This is a genomic window from Methylocella tundrae (assembly GCF_901905185.1).
Taxonomy (GTDB): Bacteria; Pseudomonadota; Alphaproteobacteria; order Rhizobiales; family Beijerinckiaceae; genus Methylocapsa; species Methylocapsa tundrae.
The window spans coordinates 1-21431 of sequence record NZ_CABFMQ020000089.1; the positions used below are offsets into that span (position 1 = coordinate 1).

Genomic DNA, 21431 nt, shown 5'->3' on the forward strand with positions numbered 1-21431 from the left:
CGAGCGCCGCGTTCACATCGGCTTCGAGTTCGGGCGGGTAGCTCTTCCCGTTCGTGTAGAAATAGGTGCAGACTTCCGTCGTAATGGTGAAGCCGGGGGGCACGGGAAGGCCGAGATTGGCCATCTCGGCGAGGTTTGCGCCCTTACCGCCGAGAAGGTCGCGCATTTTGGTCGTCCCTTCGGCCTTGCCGCCGCCGAACGCGTAAACCCATTTCGTCTTCGGCGCGCCGCTTTCTGTCGTCAAAGTCCCGCCGAAGCTTTCTATGCTGTGATGCTGCGCTGCTTAGGCTTTGCAAAATCTAAAGGTAAAAAGTCTCGGCGCATTTTGCGAATGCGAGCTAGATGCATGGCCTCAGCACGTGGTTGAAAAAGGAGGCGGGTCCAGAGGATGGCTCGCATGGACCCGCCCGAGTTTACAGCCAATAGGGAAGGAGTTTGGCCGTAATGCTAAACAGGAAACAAGGGAGCGAGTGACCCGAATTCGTTCTCGCGCCCAAGTTGGCTTAGGGGATTGAGAGCCGCATCACGGCCGGCACGCGGAACCGCTCGCCGCCTATGACAGTAAGGCGCGCCTGGACGATATCGTTCTTCTGCCATCCCAATAGAATTTGATGGTCAATGTCTAACGCCCGTCACTTGAGGTCTGAAGCGGCCATACCGCCAAACGTCAACGAAGCCTTAGCCGGTAAACTGCGCACTGTCAACAGTTATCCATAAATCCCAGGTGCCTTTTGGCCTTTTGCGCCCGTAGTCTGAAATGCTTCAAGACCGAATTCCAACGAAAGCGATCAATGCCGATCCGGTTTTAGGAGGTCAGACGCTGTAATTTCTTCGACCCGCATCAATTGATCCCAGAATTCCCCAAGTATCGGCGAAAACCCAGCCACCGTGAGGCAGTTCTCGAACTTTTGCCGAATTATTAGCTCTGACGACGCTTCGAAGCGGCTGCGGTGAACGATGGGGGCCGCGGGGCTTTACTACGATCTCCACGGGTGATGTTCTCGGCCTCTCGCGGAGGCTCTCGATGATCTCCACCCAATCGGTGAGCGCCAGCAACGCGGAGTCAGCAAGCGCCTGCGGATTGAGTGTTGCAAGGTCAATGGATCCGATTGTCTTTCGATCTCGTGTCGGATTGAGTTTCGCTAATCCATCCACAACCCGCCGTTCACGTCGACGATCTCGCCGGTGATGAAAGCGCTTTCCTCAGCTGCGAGGAAAGCGATAGCGGCGGCCACCTCCTTAGCGGAGCCCATCCGACCGACCGGGAGCTGGCGCACGAGCGCGGCCGGGAAGTTTGTCGTCATCGGACTTGCGATCGGGCCGGGCGCCACGGCGTTGACGGTGACGCCGTGCGCCGCCAACTCCTTGGCGAGGCAAAGGGTCAGCGCATGCACACCCGCCTTAGCGGCCGCATAGGCGGCATTGGCCGCCTGCGCTTGTTCACCCGGGTCGAGCCACGGCCGTGGGTTACCGCCGTTCTTGGCGAGCGCCGAACCGACGTTGACAATGCGCACGTACCCTTTCGCCTTCATCGGCGCGATGACAGCCTGGTTGCACAGGAACACACCTTTTAGATTAATCGCCTGAACCCGTTCCCAATCCTCCACGGAGATCGATTCGAACGATCCCAAAGAGGTAATTCCGGCTACCGTCACCAAAATGTCGACACCCCCGAAAGCGTCGACAGCGGCAATGACTGCATCTTGAACTTGCGCTTTGTCGGATACGTCAGTGGGCGCGGTGAGAATGCCGACGTCGAAGCTCGATAGTTCGGCCGTTAGCGCCGCGAGATCGCCGATGCCGGCGAGGCAGAGGTTGGCGCCGCCGGCGGCCAAGCGCAACGCGACAGCGGAGCCGATGATCCCCGCCGCGCCAGTCACGATGGCCGTCCGCCCCGTAAAATCCACGGCCACCTGACCGGTACGCAAAGTCATAGCGGCTTACCCTAAAGAGCGGCGGCGTGTTGAGCGGCGAGGCGCCCAAACACCGCTCCGCGCAGGACGGAAGTCGAGCCGGTATAGACTCGGTAATAGATGCCTGCCGTCTCGCCAGCGGCGTAAAGCCCGGGCAAAGGGTCACCATCCGTGTTCAACACTTGGGCGTGGCGGTTGATCTTGAGTCCGCCAAAAGTGAAGACGTTGGCCGAGATGATAGGATAGCAGCGATAGGTCGGCGTATCGATCGGCCGCGCCCAGTTCGACTTCTTCGGCTCCAGTCCTTTGGTCGCCAGACCATCTAGCTCCAATGGCTTGTACACGCCGTCGCGGCAGGCGGCGTTATAGGCGTTCACCGTTTGCTCCAAAGTCCGGGGGTCGAGGCCGATCTTGTCCGCCAGCTCTGCTAGCGCGCCGCCGGTGATCGGCGATTGATTGGTGCGCAGGCTCTTTTTCCAATTCGGCACCTCCTCGATTTTGGCGTCGAGGATTAGGTAGGCAATGCCGTCACGCTGCTCGTAGATGCGACGGGTAACGCTCTCATATACGGCGTCGACCGTACCCGGAGCCTCATCAGCGAAGCGCTGACCATCCTTGTTCACCAGAATGCCATAAGGGAAGGTGAATACCGCGGGCTCGGCGACGTCGGAGCGCGGGTCAACCGGCTCGGCGTGGTAACTGCCAAAATCACCGTTCGGCGCGGCTCCAATTTCAAGCGCCATGCGGATGCCTTCGCCTTTGTTGTAGTAGCCGCCGCGCGCTACAGGCCGCAGGTTGATGGAGCGCGGTCCGAGGTATTGCGCTAGCATTTCCGCGTTGCCCTCGAAACCGCCACAGGCCAACACGATGGCTTTGGCCGACACCGCGCGACGCTTACCTCGCTGCTGAACAACAAGACCTGCAACGGCGCCCTCAACGTCCGTCAGGAGCTTTTGTGCGGTAGAGTTAAAATGGATAGCGACGCCCTTTTCCTTGGCCTTGGCGGTGAGCGTCTCGACCAGGGCTAGCCCCCCGCCCACGGGCAAGAGACGCGTCGTTGTCGTGGTAATGAACGCGGTCGGCAGGAACTCAAACTTGACGCCAAGCCTTTCCAGCCAGCGTAATGTCGGTCCCGCGTTCTCTGCGAGACTTCCGATAATCTCCGGGTCCAACATACTGAGCGAGCGCATCAGAGGCGACCAATTCTGGTAGTCGCGCGTCGCTTCCTGTAGGAAGCTCGGGTCGATGTAGCCGCCAGCGTTTTCGGCAAAGTGATATTCGAAGTCGTCGGCCGTTTCATCCACGCTTTTCATGCGCAGATAGGCCTCTGTGTAGCGCGTGTTGCCTCCATGCTCGCCCTCGGCCGCGCGTTCGACTATCCCCACTCGCTGGCCGGATTCAGCCGCGGTAACCGCCGCCGAAAGGCCGGCGATACCACTGCCGACTACGACGATATCGTAAGCGTCCCTTTCGTTATCCTGCACGATTGTCCTTTCCCCTCGGCCCGTCTTTGGCATATTTTACAAGTTTAGCTCACCACGTGATAGCGCGCCTCTCGCTTGTCCCACGTCCCCTTGGCGACGACGCGCTGACGCTCATCGAACGACGCGAGGCGATCTGCGACCGACACCAAGGAGCGTTCATCCTTCAACACACTCAACACCTCACGCGACGCCTTCAGCGCAGCCTGTAAGGCCGCGTTCGCATAGAGCACGATCGAGAAACCCAATTCCGTCAGGTGCCGCTGGCCAAGGTCTGGCGTCTTACCGCCAAAGACGATATTCGCCACCTGCGGCGAGGTAATCTCTCGACCGATGCGCTCCATTTCGGCAATCGTGGTGGGCGCCTCCACAAAGGTTGCGTCCGCGCCTGCTTCAATGAAGGCGTGCGCGCGGTCGATGGCGCGGTCGATGCCCTCCACCGCGATAGCGTCAGTACGGGCGATAATTTGGAGGTCGCTATCATGGCGCGCGTCGACAGCAGCCTTGATCTTCTGGACCATCTCGGCGCAGGGTATCACCTCTTTACCCGCAAAGTGACCGCACTTCTTGGGAAAGACTTGATCCTCGAGTTGGATAGCGGCAGCGCCGGCACGTTCGAACTGGAGTACCGAACGGTAGACGTTGAGCGCATTGCCGAAGCCAGTATCGGCGTCGACGATCAGCGGCAACGACACCGCGTCGCTGATCGCGGAGACAGCGTTGGCGATCTCAGTAGCAGATGTCAAGCCGATGTCGGGCATTCCCAATTGCATGTTGGCTATGCCGGCGCCAGTCACATACACGCACTCGAAACCGAGATCTTCGATGACCCGTGCGAAAAGAGCGTTCGCTGCCCCGGGTGCGGTCACAGCGGTCCGACGCGCCATGATCAGCTTCAATCTCGTCGTGTTCCGCATATGGGCGTCCTCTGGGGTCCGTAATGAAGTCATCGCCTTACGCCGCGAACTGTGGCGAGGTCGAAATCGTGGCGAACAGAGGCAGCATCTTTTCAATGGAGAAAGCATGCCATTCGGCACTTGGCGCGGCGCAGACGTCTTCGAGTACAGTCACTGCGAGACCGGCGTCATCGGCTGCGCGGGCTGTCGCCTCCACGACGAGATTGGTGACGACGCCGCCAAGGACGACATGCTTTACGCCGCGTTGCAGGAGCCAGTTGAGGAGCCCTGTGTTGAAGAACGGGTTAACGCATTGCTTGGTAAAAATCAGCTCATTCTCGGCGGGGGCGAGGATCTCCGGGAATTCCGTCCCCCAGGTTCCGAGGATCGCTGCGTTATGCTCCTTTAGTCTTGAGATGCGCGGGGCGACGCTGACGGCGTCGGCATAGTCCGCCCGGAAACCCAAACGTACATGAATAACCGGATTGCTGCGCGCCCGCGCTGCGTCCAAAGCTCTGCGTGCGTTCTGCAGCACCTTCCGTTCGGCGACGATCGGCGCCAGTCCGCCTTTCCCGATTTTGCCGGTTGGGTCAACCATTTCGTTTTGCAGATCAAGCAGTAGCAGCGCCACGTCTTGCGTCATATTGGTGCGATTCGTGGCCATTATCGATTTCCTTGAAACTTCCTATTTCCGAGTGTTTTTTCAACGCCACCGTGGGCAGGAGAGGTTGCAGCGCCGGAAACGACGACTATCATTGACTTTGTATATTGTCGACAGTTTTCTAGCAGTGGCCCGTGAATTTACGAAAACTGTTGACAGTATCGCGATGCGCATTACCATTTGTCCATGGACCCTGAATCCAGCATGCACCCCGTCGAAGCGCATTCGCTCGTCGACGCAATCGCACGTCAACTTGAAGGCGCGATTTTCAGCGGCGAACTGGCGCCGGGCGCCAAACTGAGCGAACTTGGGCTTGCCAAGAGGCTAGGCGTGAGCCGTGGGCCGTTGCGCGAAGCGATTCGTCGGCTGGAAGGCAGAAAGCTTATTCAGCGTATCCCCAACATCGGGGCGCGGGTTGCCGAACTATCGCCTCGCGACCTGCATGACGTCCTCGTCGTCCGCGAGGCGCTTGAAGGCATGGCCTGCCGGTGCGCGGCTGAACAGATGGACGATGGTGAGATCTCCTCATTACGCGACCTGTTGAATGAACATGGCCGACAAGAAGCCGTCAGCGCTGGCACCGGCTATTATCAGGAAGGGAAGGATTTCGACTTTCATTTTCGGATTATCAAGGCAAGCAAAAACGAGCGCTTGATCGGCATGCTATGCAACGACTTGTACGACCTTTTGCGTGTTTATCGCTACAAATCGAGCACTTTGCAGGGACGCGCTAGGAAGGCGTTCCACGAACATGAAGTCATAGTCGACGCCTTGGCTGGGCGCGACCCGGACCGTGCCGAAGCCGCGATGCGTCGGCACCTACGCAATGCTCGCGCACATATCGAGAAGCGCGCCGCCGCCAAGGAATGAGGCCCGCTCATCCGCCAAGTCGCAGTCGCACCGCACGGCGCTTTAACCGACGTATCATCCTTTCAGAGGAAAATATCTCCCCGTCGCACTCGCGTTTTGCTTGACGCATCCGAGATCGTTGGCGCGCGCCGATGCGACAACGCGCCCTTATTAGTCGCGATTTGCGACCGTCCGCGAAGATCGGGTTCTAAGTTTGCGCCTCCATCTCTGTTACATAAAGGTCGCACGAGACCGAGACCCGCCAAAGGGACCTGCTACCGAGATCGAAAACTGTAGACAGTTGTCATTATTCCTGAGTAAATCGCTTATGAGTGCCTCGATGCATTTCACATAAACGAGCGGGAGGAATATATGAAGCTGCGCGGCGCCGCTGCACTAGTTGTCAGTTTACTTCTTGGCGGGGGTGCGCTCGCCGACGAAAAAGCGAATCTTACCGGCGACATGGACAAGGGATCCACGGTGCCGCCCAAACATGAGACAGCGAAAACCAATCGCAAAAAGATACAAGCTATAGGCAAAGCCGACGTCATGGGTCCTCCGCCACAATCTGCCGAAGCGGCGTTTGCGGCTACAATGGCGGCCTCGCCGGCTCGCTTTGATCAGGCTTTTGGCTGGAAAGGCTGGAACATTCCGTTTCCTTCTTTCGGCGACAGTCTGTTGCAGGATTACGGCGGCTGGCGCTCAACTCTCGCTAACAATGGATTCGCAATTATTGCTTATAACGTAACTATTTTCAGCGATAATATGTTATCTCATCCGCAATCTAGCGCTCCTGGGCTTCAATCCTATTGGGGCCAAAGGCCCAGCTTCTTAAATTCGCCGCAAGTTTTTTTGACCGTCGATCTTAGCCGTTACGGCATTCCAGACGGTCAAATAGGAATCGCCGGCGTCCAGACTGCTTCCACGATGAATAATTTCACCCCTAGACAATTCGGGCTCGGCGGCTTGCAATATTATCAGACTCTCTTTGATAAAAAAGTAGAAGTGCTAGTCGGCTATCTTCAAGGCTCTCAATCCTTCGTCGGCACATATATAGGCGGCAATGTCGCTAGCCCATTCGGTCCTTCCGCGTCAATTCCCTTTGAACTCGGACTGTCAAGTCCAGGTGAATCCGCGCCGGCGGCTATCATTACCTATCACATGACTGACGCCCTCTATAATGAATTTGGCATACAACGAAGCCTTAGCCCCACACCCAACGTGTTGGTGGATACCATAGCAAAGAACCCGACAAACTTGCGGTTTACCGTGCCGAGCTGGGCGCCGCTCCTGATTGACGAAATTGGCTACAAAAACGCCGCCGCGCCAGGCGAGCCGCAGACTTGGGCGCGGTTCGGCATCATGCACAATTTTTCGCAATATCAGAATTTTGCTACCGGCGGCACGAGCCAAAATAACGCCGCGTATTTCCTTGCGGACCGCCAGCTCTGGCAAGCCGATCCGTCGATGCCCTTTACCGCTTATCGCGGCATATACGCCGGCGTGTCCGCAATGTATGCGCCGCCGGAGACGGCGGCCTTCAGCCAATATTACGAGGGCAGGCTCTATGCGATTGGCTTGTTCGACGCTCGGCCGCAAGACATGATAAGCGTCGTGTATAATCATCAAGTCACCAGCCAATATATCGCGGATCCTACAAATGCAGTCTCGACGCTAACAGGAATATCCGCCCGGCACGCAACCAATTCAGTGACCGCCTCCTATTTGGCCCATCTCATGCCTGGTCTATATTCTTCGGTGGGCTTGAGCTACACCGATCATCCAAGCCTAACCTATTATCCAGGGGAAGGCAGCGCACTCCTCTTTCTGGCGAGCGTCTTTACGATGTTTTGACGCTGGATAGTGAGAACAGGATGAGCCTTAGATAGAGATCGAAGTGTCAAGCGCATGTCGTCGAGCTGCCTGATCGATCTCGGTTAGGCGTAGTTTAACGCCAACGTGGTTCGCGAAGACCGTCGGCCACATTGGCGTTATTACGATTTGTCGCATATGCCGTGGGGGACTATGGATTGAGCCAAGTGGTGATTGTAGGGGCCGGCAATGCAGCGATGTGCGCTGCGCTCTCGGCCCGTGAACAAGGTGCGTCGGTCACCGTGCTAGAGCGGGCTCCGGAAAATCAGAAAGGAGGCAACAGCGCCTTCACTGGCGCAGCCTTCCGCGTCGCCTATAATGGCGTGGCAGATCTCTTGGAAGTCGTCCCTGACCTAACGACAGCGGAACAGGAGAACTCCGATTTCGGCGAATATACCCAATCGCAATATTTTGACGATCTTGCCAGGTTGTCACAGTATCGAATGGATGCCGAGCTAGGCGAAATACTTGTGTCTGACAGTCTCGACACATTGGTGTGGATGCGCCGCTATGGAGTGCGTTTCGTACCCATTTACGGCCGACAGGCGTTCAAGGTAGACGGTCGATTCCACTTCTGGGGTGGCTTGACGGTAGAGGTATCCGGTGGCGGGCGGGGGTTGGTCGACTCACTGCACGCTGCGGCTGGGCGGCAGGGTATTGAAATCCTTTACGGCGCCCGCGCTATATCGCTTGTGATGGACGGACAGACTACGACTGGAGTTAAGGTCATCAAGGACGGCCATTTCCTGACGCTTGAGGCTGATGCGGTTATCTTGGCCAGCGGCGGCTTTCACGCCAACGCGGAGTGGCGCGCTCGCTACCTGGGGGAAAACTGGGACTTGGCAAAAGTCCGCGGTAGCCGATTCAATACTGGCGACGGCATCCGCATGGCGCTTGACGTTGGCGCTCAGCCTTACGGCCACTGGTCCGGTTGTCACGCTGTAGCATACGATCGCAATGCCCCGGAATTCGGGGAGCTGGATCTCCTTGGCCAACAAAAAAATGGCTTTCCTTTCGGCATCATGGTCAATGCGCGGGGCGAACGGTTCTTCGATGAAGGCGCGGATTTTCGAAATTATACCTATTCCAAATTGGGCAAGGCCATTCTCGAACAGCCCGGGGGTATCGCGTGGCAGGTGTTTGACCAGAGGGTCGCGCACCTGCTGAGCGACGAATACCGCATTCGCCAGATCACGCGCGTCGAAGCCGCTACCCTTGAAGAACTGGCGGCGAAGCTGGAAGATGTCGATTCGACCGGCTTCCTGCGCACCGTAGCCCACTTCAATGCCTCAGTGCGCGATACCGTGGCGTTTAATCCCAACGTCAAGGACGGGCGGAGTACAGATGGGTTGGAGACGCCAAAGTCCAACTGGGCTAATCCGCTGGACACGCCCCCTTTCATCGCCTTTGGTGTCGCATGCGGTATCACCTTCACCTTTGGCGGACTCCGCATCGACAGCGACTCCCGGGTTCTGACGCCGGAAGGCGACCTCATCAGAAACCTCTACGCCGCTGGCGAGCTAGTGGGCGGCCTTTATTACGTAAGCTACCCAGGGGGAGCCGGTCTGATGTCGGGGTCGGTATTCGGTCGCCGCGCCGGAGCGCATGCCGCTCGCGGATGTTGACCTCCCCGGCTCGGCGAGGGTTGTTCCGGGAGAATGTGCGAATTGCACGAGGAGGTCTTGACGAAGGAAAACTCGTGTCTTGCGCATCCCGCGGCACATGGTCGATTTCCCAGCGAGTGAAGTGCGAGTTTTCCGGTTTCCTAAAGGGCCACTGTCTTTAGGCGATCAACCCGCCGCTGCGCGAGTAGGCGCATTTGAGTTGGCGATACGCATTCTAACTGGCACCTTCAACCAATGCATAGTAAATCCGTTTTGGGCAAGGCAGACCACGTCCGGAGATGTCCTTACCCTCTTTCGTTGAAGGATGGCGCAGAAAATAGAAAATTGCTCTCGCACATGCTGCCCCCGTCGTCGCCGTCGTCCATGCGGCACGGTACAGGACAAAAAAATGGCGGGATGAAATCCGGGAGGAGTCGTTATGATTGAGGTGCCATGTAAAGCTCCCAAAATAGGGGGAGAGTTCTTGCGGGATGCTGCCGCGGCGGCCTCGGGCAAAATCACGGCCCCCGAAATTGGGGATCTGACGGAGCGGCTGCACTTCAATCCGTCGGACGGGCGCATCTGGTTGGACGACCGGCGGATGATCCTCATGCATTCAGAGGCGTTCGCTACGCTTCGGCAGGAGATGATTGAGTCCATGGGGTTGGACGCGGCGCGGGGGATGTTGACGAGAGTCGGTTATATTGCCGGGTCACGCGACGCAGCAATTGCCTGGAAGGTCCGTGGCGGTTGTTCGCAGCTGGATCTTTTGGCCGCGGGCGCCCAGTTCCACGCACTTCAAGGCATCGTTAGCGTAGAGCCGATCCGGATCGAGATCGACAGTGCCAGTGGTTATTGCTACGGCGAGTTCATTTGGAAGCACTCCGTAGAGGACGACGTCCATTTGATTGCCAATGGCGTCGGGTCAGAACCTGGCTGTTGGATGGAGGTGGGCTACTGCTCTGGCTTTCTCACCGCCCTGATGGGCAAGCGTATCCTCGTCCGCGAGGTGGAATGCCGGTCAATGGGCAATGCGCAATGCCGCGTTATCGCCAAGCCGCTCGAGGCGTGGACCGACCCGGAGGTTGATCTTCGCTATTTCGAGTCGGGGGCCGCCAAACGTTCCCAACTCTTCGTACCTCGCGTCGCCTCGTCAGGACCGGCCTCGGTTCCAACGAAAGGTAGCTCGCCCCAGTCGTCAATCGGACCTATCGTCGGAGCTTCCGCCGCATTTAGCTCGGTCATACAAAAGATCCATCGGGTGGCGCCGACCAATGCAACTGTGCTCCTGCTAGGCGAGAGCGGCGTAGGCAAGAGCATCTTCGCGCGTGAGATGCATGCGCAGAGTCTGCGCGCAAAGAATGTCTTAATCGAGGTCAATTGCGCCGCGATACCAGAGCAACTTATGGAATCGGAGCTTTTCGGCGTCGAGCGCGGAGCATTCTCTGGTGCCACTGCATCTCGCGCAGGTCGATTCGAGATCGCCAACCAGGGGACAATCTTCCTCGATGAGATCGCCATGCTCAGCCTTACAGCGCAAGGCAAACTTCTACGCATCCTGCAGACAGGAGAGATGGAACGGCTGGGCAGCACCCACACTCGGAAGGTCGATGTTCGCGTCGTGGCCGCTACCAACGAAAATCTACCCAAAGCCATCAAGGATGGACGCTTTCGAGAGGACTTGTTCTACCGACTCAACGTCTTCCCGCTCACGGTTCCACCTCTGCGCGAGCGCAAGGACGACATTCCTGTTATGCTCGAGTTCTTTCTCGACAAATTCTGCCGCTCCCATAACCGCCACGTGTCCGGGACCACGCCGCGCGCGCTGAGGGCCTTGCTAAGCTATTCTTGGCCTGGCAACATTCGTGAGTTCGAGAATGTCATTGAACGCGGCATCATTCTGGCTGACGAGGGGGAGCCACTCGACTTGCGGCACCTCTTTAGCGTTGACGCGTCCTTCGAGACAAATCGTTTGCTGGGGCTCAGCGACTCTGGAGCACTGACGCCTAAGCTTGATCTCCTAAATAACGACTATGATGCTGGCGATCCACTACGTGACGACCACGAAACAATCACGAATTGGGCGACGAGCGTCGTCAAGAACGAATCAGCATCCTTATACGATGTCGAGCAGGCTCTGATTAAGGCGGCGATCCGCCAATCCAACGGCAACATCTCTAAGGCTGCTTCACTCTTGCGCATTAGCCGTGCCCAAATGGAATACCGGGCGAAAAAGCTTGTCGTATAATTGCGAGGCGCTGATTGGAACGGCGAGTTCGACGTCCATTTAGCCCGTGTTCCAGACCATGATAGGCGCGAAGATCTTGCCAGAAGCGGCATAGCGCCGCCGCCAATCACGCTCCAGATTGCCCTTTTTCAGCACCTCGACCCGCCGCCGCGAGAGTAAGGGAATCAGGTCCTTCGCGCAGGCGCCCGATCAGGCCAGGCAATATCTCCTTCCAGTCAGCGACTATTCCGACCTCGGCAAAGCGGAAAATGTCGGCGTCGGCATCCTTGTTGATGGCGACGATCCGCGTGTTTGATCCGATGCCGGCCATATGCTGCGGCGTACCCGAGATGCCAACGGCGACGTAGACATCTGGTGTGACAAATTTGCCGGATTGGCCAACCTGGCGAAATACAGGCGCCCAGCCAGCGTCCACAGTTGGGAGGCTCCCACCGAGCGCAGCGCCTAGGCACGTTGCTAGTTCGTTGAGCTCGGCAAAGCCCTCCTCTCCCCCCATGCCGCGTCCACCTGACACAACCACCTTTGCTCCCTCGAGATTCGGTGTACTCAGGCCGCTGTCGCGTCGGGCAATCGGCAACGGCGTGGGAAGGGCGTTGGTCAGTTCCAAGCGATGGACTGGCCCTTCGCCAGCTCTCGCGTCTCTCGCCTTCGGCCGCCGCATGGCGCCGAAGCACGGGGCATCTGTGGTCAGCGTCATCTGCGCCCGTCCCCCATAGGCGGCGCGATGGGCGGCGACGCCAGTTTCCGTGAACGTTATATTCGCACAAAGGCCCAGCGCGGCAGCGTCAAAGCGCACCGCTAGTGTCGCCGCGATCGCCTCGCCGATTGGCCCCGCTGGGAGCAGCGCCAAACGGAAACCTTGCAACTCGGAACGGGACAGCATGTCAGCGAAGACGGCGGAAACCTGATTGACATCGGCCGGCTGCACAACGTCTGGATGCGCCACAATCCACACGGCATTCGCGCCCATCATAAGTGCAGCGCGAGCTGTCTCGTCATCCCCTCCAATGAGAACCGCCGCGACCGCCGCTCCTCCGCCCTGCGCGATCGACGCAGCTGCGGCGACCGGCGCCAACCAGTCGACCGCATCTTCGAGGATCACGGGCGCGAGCGCCAGGATAGGACTGCTCATGGGCGGGCGCTCCAGGGCCCCAGGAAGGCTGCAAGTTCCGCCACCTGCGCGTCAAGCGGCCCATCCAGGACCCGACAGGCCACCTCACGCGTCGCGGCGGCGATCCCACAAATTTCTGCGAGCGACACTCGAGAAGCGCCTACCTTGGGTGGCGTAACCGTGACAATGTTCATGCGTTTGGCTTCCATGACATTCTTCATCAGCGGGTGGCGCAGCCGATTGCGGCGGTCGTTCGTCACGCTCGCCACCAGCGGTCCGGTCACTGACGCCTTCTCCTCGATGCTGCCTTGCTCGCGCAACAGCGACAGGCATTCGCCGTCCCATTCGGCGTGCTGGGTCAAGCCGAAGAAGGGCCAGCCCAGCGTCGCGGCAAGGCAAGGCGGGAGGCCGCCGGCGTCGCAGTCGCCAAACTCTCGTCCAATCAGGATAAGATCCGCCCCAGCATCGAGCTCGGCCAGCGTCGCGGCCAGCCGGGCAGCCAAAGCGCGCGAGTCCCATGGAGACAATGTCCTAGCGTCTATGCGCGCTACGCGGTCAACGCGGTAAGCCGCGACCTTACGCAAGAGAATCTCGCTCTCCGGGCCGCCGATCATCGCAACAGTGAGCCTCGTTCCAGGCCACCCGTCACGAATCTTCATGGCGGTTTCGAGCGCCGCCTCATCAAAGGGGCTGAGCGCCACATGATTGTCGGCGCGCGCTTTGACGACGTCAGTCGATACGGCAGATAATGGCCATTTTGGATCGGCGATCCCGGCCAGAAACACGACCACATTCATCGAGCAGCTTCTCGCGACGCCGTGCGCCCAGCGATACGGCCAAAGATAGCCGCCTTGCCGAGCGCCGAGCCAGTCATATACGCTGCTCCATGCAGGCCGCCTACAACCTCGCCGGCCGCCAGCAGGCCTGAGATGGGTTGACCAAAGACGTCGATAACCCGCATTGATGCATCAACGCACAGCCCACAGTAGGTCCCAAATACCACTGCGGTGGATGGATAGGCGTAGAAAGGCGCCCGTTCGATTCGGCGCAAGGACCCATGGCGGTGAACGAGGCGCTTGCGTCCGAAATCGTCATCTACGCCCTGGTCGACGAAATGGTTATAGCGCGCTACGGTTTGGATCAGCGCGTCGGCGGGGATCTCAATCTTCTCCGCCAGCGCCTCAAGGCTGTCGGCTTGGATGAACAGTCCCTCATCCAACCGACGCTCGAAATCCATGATCCGGACACGATTGTCGCCGCTTTCCAGAATGTTCTGATCGAGAATCTGATACGTCGTGCTGTAGGGCTGGAGCATGCAGGCGTCGCCAAGCAATTTGTAGGATAATGATTCGTCGACGTAGCGCTTTCCATTCTGGTTGACTGCGATGGCGCCTTTGTAGACCGCCAAGCAACTGTGCTGGTTGGCCTCGTCGGTCGGATGCTTGCCGTAGGTGCCCTTGATATAGGCCATGTCGCGGAAGTCGGCGCCGAGGGCCCATGCCATACGCAGGCCATCGCCCTCGTTACCGTCGCCGCCAATGAAGATCGCCGCATCGTATTGCGGCGCGAAGCGATGGACCAGTTTAGCGTTGCGGCAGAAGCCGCCGCTTGCGAGCAAAACTGCTCTTGAGCCACTCACGGTGATACAACTTCCCTCATGCTCCACCGCCGCTGCGACCACACGACGCTCGGCGTTCCCATGCAACAGCCGCGTGGCGCGAGCGGAGGCGATTAGCTTGACCTTGCCCGTCGCTTTGGCTCGCGCTGCGAGCTGGCGGACAAGATCGGCCGGATCAACCGTGTGGGCGCGCGGCACCGACTGCCCCGACGCCGCCTCTATGATCGAATTGAATTCAGCGCCGCAGTCCTTCAGCCATTCATAGGTCGCGAGCTGCTCATCGGCGTAGGCGCGCACGAGCGCCTCGTCGTTTTCGAACTGGCCGACCTCCCGCAGATCTTTAAAAAGCAGATCTGATGAATCTTCGATGCCATGGCTGCGCTGGATATCTGTTCCCGCGAAGGCGAGGCAACCTCCGCTCATGGCCGAGGAACCGCCGGTCTCCGGCTGCTTTTCAAGCACTACCACGTCAAGTCCTGCCTCAGCCGCCGTCAGCGCCGCAGCGAAGCCGGCAAGGCCGCCGCCGACGACGAGCAACTCTGTACGTATGTCCATGTCTTGACGATCCAAATTGCTTGAAAAGCCGGTCACAGCGTTTTGCCCGAGAGCCGTTGGCTGACGCCATAAAAGGCCAGAACTTCGTCCACCCGAGCCCGTTCGGGCTGGCTCGAGAAGTAACCACGCAAGCTGCGACCCGCGCCTCCGGCGCGGCGCGAATCGACCATGGCTTCGGCGTGCTTCACCCATGCTCCGAGCGAATCAACGATCGCCGCCCCATCGACTTCGGTAACGCCCTCTCTGGCGAGTAGAACATTGAGGGGCGCCTCGCCCGGGATGATGACTTCGGCGCCGTCCGCGATCAGCGCCTTCGCGGCAACAAGGAATTGCTCGATTAGCGGTTGTGGATCGGCGAAAGCCTTCAGCACGTCGGTGAAACGGAATCCAACGTGGCGGGCGCCGGCGAAGCGCGTCGCCAATCCGTGCCGGGCAGCGTTCTCTGTGACCAGTTCCGCGAGTTCCTCGATGAACACCAGCACGCCGAAGCTGTGACCTAGCTGACAAGCGGTCAGCATGGCGGATTCGCCATAGCCGACGACGGGAATGTCGACTAATGAGCGGATCTCCCGCAACGCGGGTTCCGGCAGGGTGCTGAGGGCGTAGGCGTCGAAACCCTCCTGATCAGCGCGCAACGCTGCGGCAATGAACTGCAGAGAGTGGAGGTGCTGCAGCGCCGCGTGCTTAATGTCGTCGCCCGGATAGTTGGTCCGGTAAGTGCCCGGATGCATGCCATGCATGACGACCTCAGTGTCGGGCCGGGCGATATTGCGGAAATGCTCTTGCAGAGCGCGATCGTAGGCGCCCAGATCGGACAAGACGGTAAAGCTCTGATGCCAAATACGAATGCCCATGGGGTCGGTTCGCCTTCTCAAGATACATCAGGGGCAGCCGAACGAGGCGGATCTATCGCCCGCGCCCGACGGCGGAACTCTTGCCTCGACCCCTGTGACGGCTGGCAGTTCGTACATGAATGGCGGTAGCGGCTGGCCGAGCAAGTAGCCGCCTAGAATACCCGCGAAGTCGTCGGCGTTCTGCGTGATATGGTTGGCGCCGGCGAGAACGTCGCGCAGGACCCGCTGCATAGGATTTGACTTATAAATTCCCCGGGCGGACAGCGACTTGTAAAGCAAAAGGACAGCCTCCTCACACTCGCGACCGACGCGGGCGCCGTCCAACATGTAATGGACGCGATCATCGAGCGGCACCAACTCCCGGCGCGTCACATGCTGCGTCGCCTCGTTCATAACCTGCTCTAGCCGCATTCGCGAGGAGCGGATCCGGGCAACCGCGTTGCCGAGCCGATCCTTGACATAAGGGCTGAGCGCAGTGGGCAAGCCAGTGGCGGTATCGCGACGCGTCTGCATTTGTTCTCTGAAAATGTCCACCGCCGCCTGCGCGAAGCCGATGATCACCGACGATACAGCGCTGAAAAACACCATGTTAAAAGGATAGAGATACATTTCGCTGCGGCCGGAAGACCGGTAATCAACCATGCTGTGTGCGCGGTGCTCGGGCACGAACACGTCTTTGAGGATCAGGCTTTTGCTCCCGGTTCCCGCCAGGCCGAAGACGAACCAATCGTCGAAAATCTCGTAGTCAGTCCGCGGGACGAGCAGTGCTTTGCGGTCGAACATCGCGCCGCTCGCGTCGAACTGGTTTGCTCCGATGAAGGCCCACTGGCCATGATCGGTGCCGCTAGACGTAGGCCAGCGGCCGTTCAGCAGATACCCACCCTCGACCCTGGTGAGCTTGCCGGCAGGCGGATAGGAAGATGCGATTATAGTGGTGTTGTCCTTTCCCCACACATCGTCGCCGGCGCGCGGATCCATCAGGCCGAATTCCCACTGATGGATCCCAAGGATCATCATATTCCAGGCGCTGCTGCTGCAGCCCCGGCCGAGCTCCATCAGGATGCGCATGAAAACGATAGGGTTCATCTCCCAGCCGCCCCAGCGCTTCGGCTGAAGAATCCTGAAGAAACCCGCTTGCTTGAATTGCTCGATCGTTTCGCGCGGCACCATGCGCGCCTCCTCGACCTCGTCGGCCTGCGCTCGCAGCTTCGGGACCATGGCGGTGGCGCGGCGGACCAATTCGTCGCTGGAGGGAACGGGATCGCCACAAGAAATTGAGGCGGTATCGACCTGGGAGGAAATGATGGCGGTGTCGGCGGTCATGATATGACTCCACTCAAGAACAGAGATGATTAGATTGGTTGCAGCGCGGTCACGACACGGCGGCGAAACGACCGTTGAAATACAGAAGCGGGGTGGCGTCGGGATCAGCGACGACCGCGTCGACGACCGTGCACAGGAAGAGACTGTGCGTGCTCGTTGGAATCGTCTCGACGACACGGCAGTCGAAGCTGAACAATGCGTCCTTTAGGATCGGCGCCCCAGTGATCGCTGTTCCCCAATCACTCCCCAGGAAGCGATCTTCCGCCGCGACCCCCTCGACCATGCCAGCGAAACGCTTGGCGACGGGCTCATGGCTATTCGCCAAGACGTTGACGCTCAGCGCCCTGGAGTCCGAGATGAGGGCGTGTGCGCGGACCTTTCGGTTGACGCAGACCAAAAGTTGCGGCGGATCAGCGGTCACTGAACATAGTGCAGTGGCGGTGAGACCCGCCCGATCGGTCCCGTGTCGCGCAGCGACGATTGCGCAACCGGAGGCGAACAGCCGCATCCCAGCGAGGAATCGGTCAGCGGTCACGACAGGGGACGCCGCTGTTGGCAGGTCGGGCGCCGCCGCGGTGATGGACGACATTGGCATCAGACTTCTCCCGTCTGGAGATAGCGATGCACCACATCGTTGAACTCTTGCGGCGCCTCGTACTGCGGCCAATGGGCGGCCTCAGCCTTCATCACGTAGAGTTTGCCCCTTGGCAAGCGCGGCAACGCGCTTTTGGCGGCGGCGACGTCATGGATTGGATTATGCAGCGTCCAAAATAGCAGCGTGTCGCACTTGATCTTCTCCAACTCGACCATATCCGGCGTCGTGTCGCCGCTGGCCGCCTTTGCGAGGCGACTGAACACAAGTGGAGCCACTTTCTGGAAATCAGGATTTATATAGAGCGCCAGCCTGCTGTCGATCAACTCGTCGGTCAGCAAATTCCAGTTACCCTCGTAAATCAACCACTGCATGCGGGAGTGAACGCTTTCGGGCGTCGGCAATTTGCCAAAGTTTCTGGCGCTGAGCTCCGCGAGATTCTTGAGATCTTGGCGACCTTTCTCGGTGACGATAGGAATCCCGCCGGTAGTGTTCAGGATCGCCTTATTGATGCGATGCGGATACTTGATTGCGAAGAAGCCGGCGATCATTCCGCCGAGCGATTCGCCTGAGATATGCGCCTTTTCGATTCCCAACGCGTCCATCAGTTCGAGCAACTGCTCGACGTAAACATGGGGCGTGTAATCGATGTCGGTCTTCTTCTCCGACAGGCCATGCCCGACGAAGTCGAATGCAACAACGTGATAATGCTTGCCCAGCGGAACTACGTTCTTGGAGTAGGCCTCGATATGGCCGCCGATGCCGTGCATGAGTATGAGTGTCTCTGGTTTGCCGTGGCCGCTCTCGGCGATGCGGGTGCGGCCGAACGACGGCGTCTCGACGTATCGGATTTCGGCGCCTAGAAAATCAAGCCAAATTGTCATTACATTACCCCGAACAGAGTTTTCTTCAGAAATGCCGCTTATGGCCCCAGTCGCTCAACTCCGAGTAGTTGACGATCTTCCACGTGTCGTCGTCGACGACGATGCCTCCGGAGCCAATTTCGATGGCGAAGCCGGATGGGGTCTTCACATAGAATGAGAACATGCGGTCGTTGGGGTGGTGACCAAGATCCAACACGAGGGGAACCCCGGCTCTCTGCGCGCGGTCGAAGGCCATCCCGACGTCGTCCATCGACTGGTATTGGACCATGAAGTGATTGAGCCTCTTGCCTGCCGGAAACTGGGCGGTGGCAAGCGAATGGTGGCGGCCGCTGGCCGAGTGCAGAAACGTTGCGTCAACGACTTGGCCGGGAGCTATCTCGGCGCGAATATAGTCGCTGATGCGTAGTCCGAGAACCTTCTGGTAGAAACCGACGGATTCTTTGTAATCGTTGGCAGCCGTGAGGATATGGCCAAGACCGAGCGGACCGGTCTCGAAACCGAGGCCCTGCAGCACCTTGGATCGGAAGGGTTTCGAAATCGGGATGATAGTAGGACCGAAAAACAACTCGTGCGTATAGCCCGTTGGATCATCGCAGACGTAAATCTTCTCAACGCGGCGGCGCTCCGCGAGTTCATGACCGCCGTCCCTGATGCGTCCCCCAGCCTTTGCAGCAGCATGGACGAATTCTTCGAGTTCCCCCTCAGTATCGAGTTCCCATCCTGCCACGAGGATATCGTCGGCGTTCCCTTGCTGCAGCCAGACGCGCTGCTCGTATTCGTCCATGCGCAGCGACAAGAGCTTTCCTTCGTCGCGTCGTCCCACCTGCATACCGACAATGTCGACGGCAAACTCCTCCCACTTTGGCAAATCGCTAACGTCAAAGACAACATACGCAAGATTGGATATCTCGGCCATCACAGCTCGCTCCCTTTCGATTCTCTGCATTTTGAGACTGGAACCGCAAGGCGCGTGCCAAATGTTCATTGAGATAAATTGTGCGGCGCACTCATACTCTACACCACTATCTTTGTTGTTGTTTCGATGCTTGCCTAACTTTGCCATTGTGCGGTTGCGTCATGGAGATCTGCGAAAGAGATTTCAGAATTTGATGAACTCCGGCCAGAACAAGAAAGTGAACGTTTACGAATTTTTGAAATTCGATCTTGCAGTTTCCACCTAGCGCCTAAGGGACGAGGAGCAATGTCGTTGACAGATATCGCTAACTGTTGACAGTAATAGGTTCCGATCCGATGCTTTCCAAGCCGGGGGCGAAGTAGCCGTAGAGGCGCTGTGGGAGCGAAATCACGATGAATTTGAGAGCGCGCTTATGCGACAGGTAGCGGTAGCTCGCGAGAGCATGGAATATGACATCGTTATCGTTGGCGCCGGACCCGCGGGCCTGTCCGCCGCAATTCGGCTTAAGCAACTGGCCAGTCAGGCTGGTCGCGAGATTTCCGTTTGCGTCCTCGAAAAGGGCTCTGAAGTTGGCGCGCATATTCTGGCAGGCGCCTGCCTGGAGCCAACAGCCCTTAATGAGTTGATTCCGGACTGGCAGGAGCGCGCCGCGCCACTGAACATCTCAGCAAAAGATGACCGGTTCTTGTTTCTATCGGAAAAGCGTTCGATCCGATTGCCCCTGCCACCGCAAATGAACAATCACGGCAACTATATCATCAGCCTCGGTAATTTCTGCCGGTGGCTAGGCGGCCAGGCAGAGGCGCTGGGTGTCGAGATCTATCCGGGCTTTGCTGCAACCGACGTTCTGTTCGATGAGACTGGGCGCATCATTGGCGTCGCGACTGGGGAAGTGGGAATTGGCCGGGACGGCAAGGTGACCGACAACTACCAACCCGGGGTAGAGCTCCATGGCAGGATCACCATCCTCGCCGAGGGCTGCCGAGGGTCCTTGTCCAAGCATTTGAATGCGCGATTTGGATTGCGCGATGGCACCGCCCCTCAAAGCTATGGCGTAGGCATCAAGGAGCTTTGGGAAATTGATCCGGTCGAGCACCGGGAAGGACTAATTATTCACACGGTTGGCTGGCCTCTGGATACGGCGACCTATGGTGGTTCATTCCTCTATCACCTCGAAAAGAATCAGGTCGCAGTTGGGTTCGTCGTCGGACTCGATTACCAAAACCCGACGCTTTCCCCCTTCGAGGAGTTCCAGCGCTTCAAGACTCATCCTGATATTCGTCCCTATTTCGAGGGCGGCCGACGCATCGCGTATGGCGCGCGCGCGCTCAATGAAGGGGGCTTCCAGGCGATCCCGACCTTGAGTATGCCCGGCGGCTGCCTCATTGGCTGCGCGGCGGGCTTTCTCAACACGCCCAAGATCAAAGGAATCCACACGGCGATGAAATCAGCGATGATCGCCGCTGAAGCGATTTTCCAAGATCTTGAATCAACGTTGGTATCGGCTGATTACAGGGCCGCGCTGACGCAATCCTGGCTGTGGAATGAGCTCTACCAGGCCCGAAACATTCGTCCGGCCTTCGGATGGGGTTTGTGGGGTGGATTAGCCTATTCTGCAATGGATACCTATCTTCTGCGCGGTAAGGCGCCATGGACGCTGAGGTACAGGCACGCCGACCACGAAACGTTGAAGCCAAAGGCGAGTGTGACGCCAATCGTCTATCCCAAACCTGACGGCAAGATAAGCTTTGACAGGCTATCCTCGGTTTTCATCTCGAATACGAATCACGAAGAGAACCAGCCTGTTCATCTCCAGCTTAATAATCCTCAATTGGCGATCACCGTGAACTGGGGCATCTACGGCTCGCCCGAGCAATATTACTGCCCGGCGGGCGTCTATGAGATCATTGAACACAATGGTGCACCGCGATTACAAATCAACGCCCAGAACTGCGTTCACTGCAAAACGTGCGATATCAAGGATCCCACCCAGAACATTAATTGGGTCGCGCCCGAGGGCGGCGGCGGCCCCAGCTATCCAAACATGTGAGTAA

At 58.5% G+C, this 21431-nt stretch carries 18 protein-coding genes; 5 read left to right on the forward strand and 13 right to left on the reverse strand.

Features of this window, described 5'->3' with window-relative positions; translation table 11 throughout:
* The 5 genes from MPC4_RS13845 to MPC4_RS13865 all read right to left on the reverse strand — a co-directional run.
* Positions 1–166 (reverse strand): PEP/pyruvate-binding domain-containing protein (locus MPC4_RS13845; RefSeq protein ID WP_174512458.1); only part of this gene is annotated, 166 nt, incomplete at its 3' end.
* Positions 167–1142: 976 nt separating this feature from the next.
* Entirely contained in the window at positions 1143–1934 is a 792-nt protein-coding gene (locus MPC4_RS13850) for an SDR family NAD(P)-dependent oxidoreductase (RefSeq protein ID WP_174513030.1), read from the reverse strand.
* 11 nt (positions 1935–1945) lie between these two features.
* Positions 1946–3397 carry an FAD-dependent oxidoreductase gene (locus tag MPC4_RS13855; RefSeq protein WP_210253648.1) on the reverse strand — a complete coding sequence of 484 codons (1452 nt, stop codon included), beginning with the start codon at positions 3395–3397 and terminating at the stop codon, positions 1946–1948.
* 44 nt (positions 3398–3441) lie between these two features.
* On the reverse strand, positions 3442–4311 hold the full coding sequence (locus tag MPC4_RS13860) for an isocitrate lyase/PEP mutase family protein (RefSeq protein WP_174513032.1): 870 nt from the start codon (positions 4309–4311) through the stop codon (positions 3442–3444).
* A 37-nt stretch (positions 4312–4348) separates the two neighbouring features.
* Positions 4349–4954, reverse strand: coding sequence for a cysteine hydrolase family protein (locus MPC4_RS13865; RefSeq protein ID WP_174513033.1), 606 nt, complete (start codon positions 4952–4954; stop codon positions 4349–4351).
* A gap of 201 nt (positions 4955–5155) precedes the next feature.
* Between MPC4_RS13865 and MPC4_RS13870 the strand changes: the two genes are divergently transcribed.
* The 4 genes from MPC4_RS13870 to MPC4_RS13885 all read left to right on the forward strand — a co-directional run bounded on the left by MPC4_RS13870 (position 5156) and on the right by MPC4_RS13885 (position 11524).
* Entirely contained in the window at positions 5156–5821 is a 666-nt protein-coding gene (locus MPC4_RS13870; RefSeq protein WP_210253649.1) for a GntR family transcriptional regulator, read from the forward strand.
* A 351-nt stretch (positions 5822–6172) separates the two neighbouring features.
* Positions 6173–7654: a carbohydrate porin gene (locus tag MPC4_RS13875; RefSeq protein ID WP_174513035.1), complete on the forward strand. Its 1482-nt coding sequence runs from the start codon at positions 6173–6175 to the stop codon at positions 7652–7654.
* Between the two features lie 185 nt (positions 7655–7839).
* On the forward strand, positions 7840–9297 hold the full coding sequence (gene tcuA, locus MPC4_RS13880) for an FAD-dependent tricarballylate dehydrogenase TcuA (protein ID WP_244629014.1): 1458 nt from the start codon (positions 7840–7842) through the stop codon (positions 9295–9297).
* A gap of 418 nt (positions 9298–9715) precedes the next feature.
* Positions 9716–11524, forward strand: a complete 1809-nt coding sequence (locus MPC4_RS13885) for a sigma-54-dependent Fis family transcriptional regulator (protein WP_174513036.1) — start codon at positions 9716–9718, stop codon at positions 11522–11524.
* A gap of 106 nt (positions 11525–11630) precedes the next feature.
* On the opposite strand, the gene MPC4_RS13890 is transcribed toward MPC4_RS13885, so the two are convergent.
* The 8 genes from MPC4_RS13890 to MPC4_RS13925 all read right to left on the reverse strand — a co-directional run bounded on the left by MPC4_RS13890 (position 11631) and on the right by MPC4_RS13925 (position 19377).
* Complete coding sequence (locus MPC4_RS13890; RefSeq protein ID WP_174513037.1) at positions 11631–12656, reverse strand: electron transfer flavoprotein subunit alpha/FixB family protein; 1026 nt, start codon at positions 12654–12656, stop codon at positions 11631–11633.
* Positions 12653–13432 (reverse strand): electron transfer flavoprotein subunit beta/FixA family protein, encoded by a 780-nt coding sequence (locus tag MPC4_RS13895; RefSeq protein WP_174513038.1) that lies wholly within the window; start codon positions 13430–13432, stop codon positions 12653–12655. The genes MPC4_RS13890 and MPC4_RS13895 overlap by 4 nt, the downstream gene beginning before the upstream one ends.
* Positions 13429–14844, reverse strand: a complete 1416-nt coding sequence (locus tag MPC4_RS13900; RefSeq protein ID WP_210253650.1) for an FAD-dependent oxidoreductase — start codon at positions 14842–14844, stop codon at positions 13429–13431. Before MPC4_RS13900 ends, MPC4_RS13895 begins: the two co-directional genes overlap by 4 nt.
* Positions 14841–15662 (reverse strand): aspartate/glutamate racemase family protein, encoded by an 822-nt coding sequence (locus tag MPC4_RS13905; protein WP_174513039.1) that lies wholly within the window; start codon positions 15660–15662, stop codon positions 14841–14843. The genes MPC4_RS13900 and MPC4_RS13905 overlap by 4 nt, the downstream gene beginning before the upstream one ends.
* A 27-nt stretch (positions 15663–15689) precedes the next feature.
* Positions 15690–16985 carry an acyl-CoA dehydrogenase family protein gene (locus tag MPC4_RS13910; RefSeq protein WP_174513040.1) on the reverse strand — a complete coding sequence of 432 codons (1296 nt, stop codon included), beginning with the start codon at positions 16983–16985 and terminating at the stop codon, positions 15690–15692.
* Between the two features lie 49 nt (positions 16986–17034).
* A complete protein-coding gene (locus tag MPC4_RS13915; protein ID WP_174513041.1) occupies positions 17035–17580 on the reverse strand; it encodes a flavin reductase family protein in 546 nt (181 codons plus the stop codon).
* Complete coding sequence (locus MPC4_RS13920) at positions 17580–18347, reverse strand: alpha/beta fold hydrolase (protein WP_210253651.1); 768 nt, start codon at positions 18345–18347, stop codon at positions 17580–17582. Before MPC4_RS13920 ends, MPC4_RS13915 begins: the two co-directional genes overlap by 1 nt.
* Before the next feature lie 139 nt (positions 18348–18486).
* Entirely contained in the window at positions 18487–19377 is an 891-nt protein-coding gene (locus MPC4_RS13925) for a VOC family protein (RefSeq protein ID WP_174513043.1), read from the reverse strand.
* Positions 19378–19819: 442 nt separating this feature from the next.
* Between MPC4_RS13925 and MPC4_RS13930 the strand changes: the two genes are divergently transcribed.
* The gene (locus MPC4_RS13930) at positions 19820–21427 is read left to right on the forward strand and encodes an electron transfer flavoprotein-ubiquinone oxidoreductase (protein ID WP_210253652.1); all 1608 of its coding nucleotides are present in this window, start codon (positions 19820–19822) and stop codon (positions 21425–21427) included.
* The last annotated feature ends 4 nt before the right edge of the window (positions 21428–21431 follow it).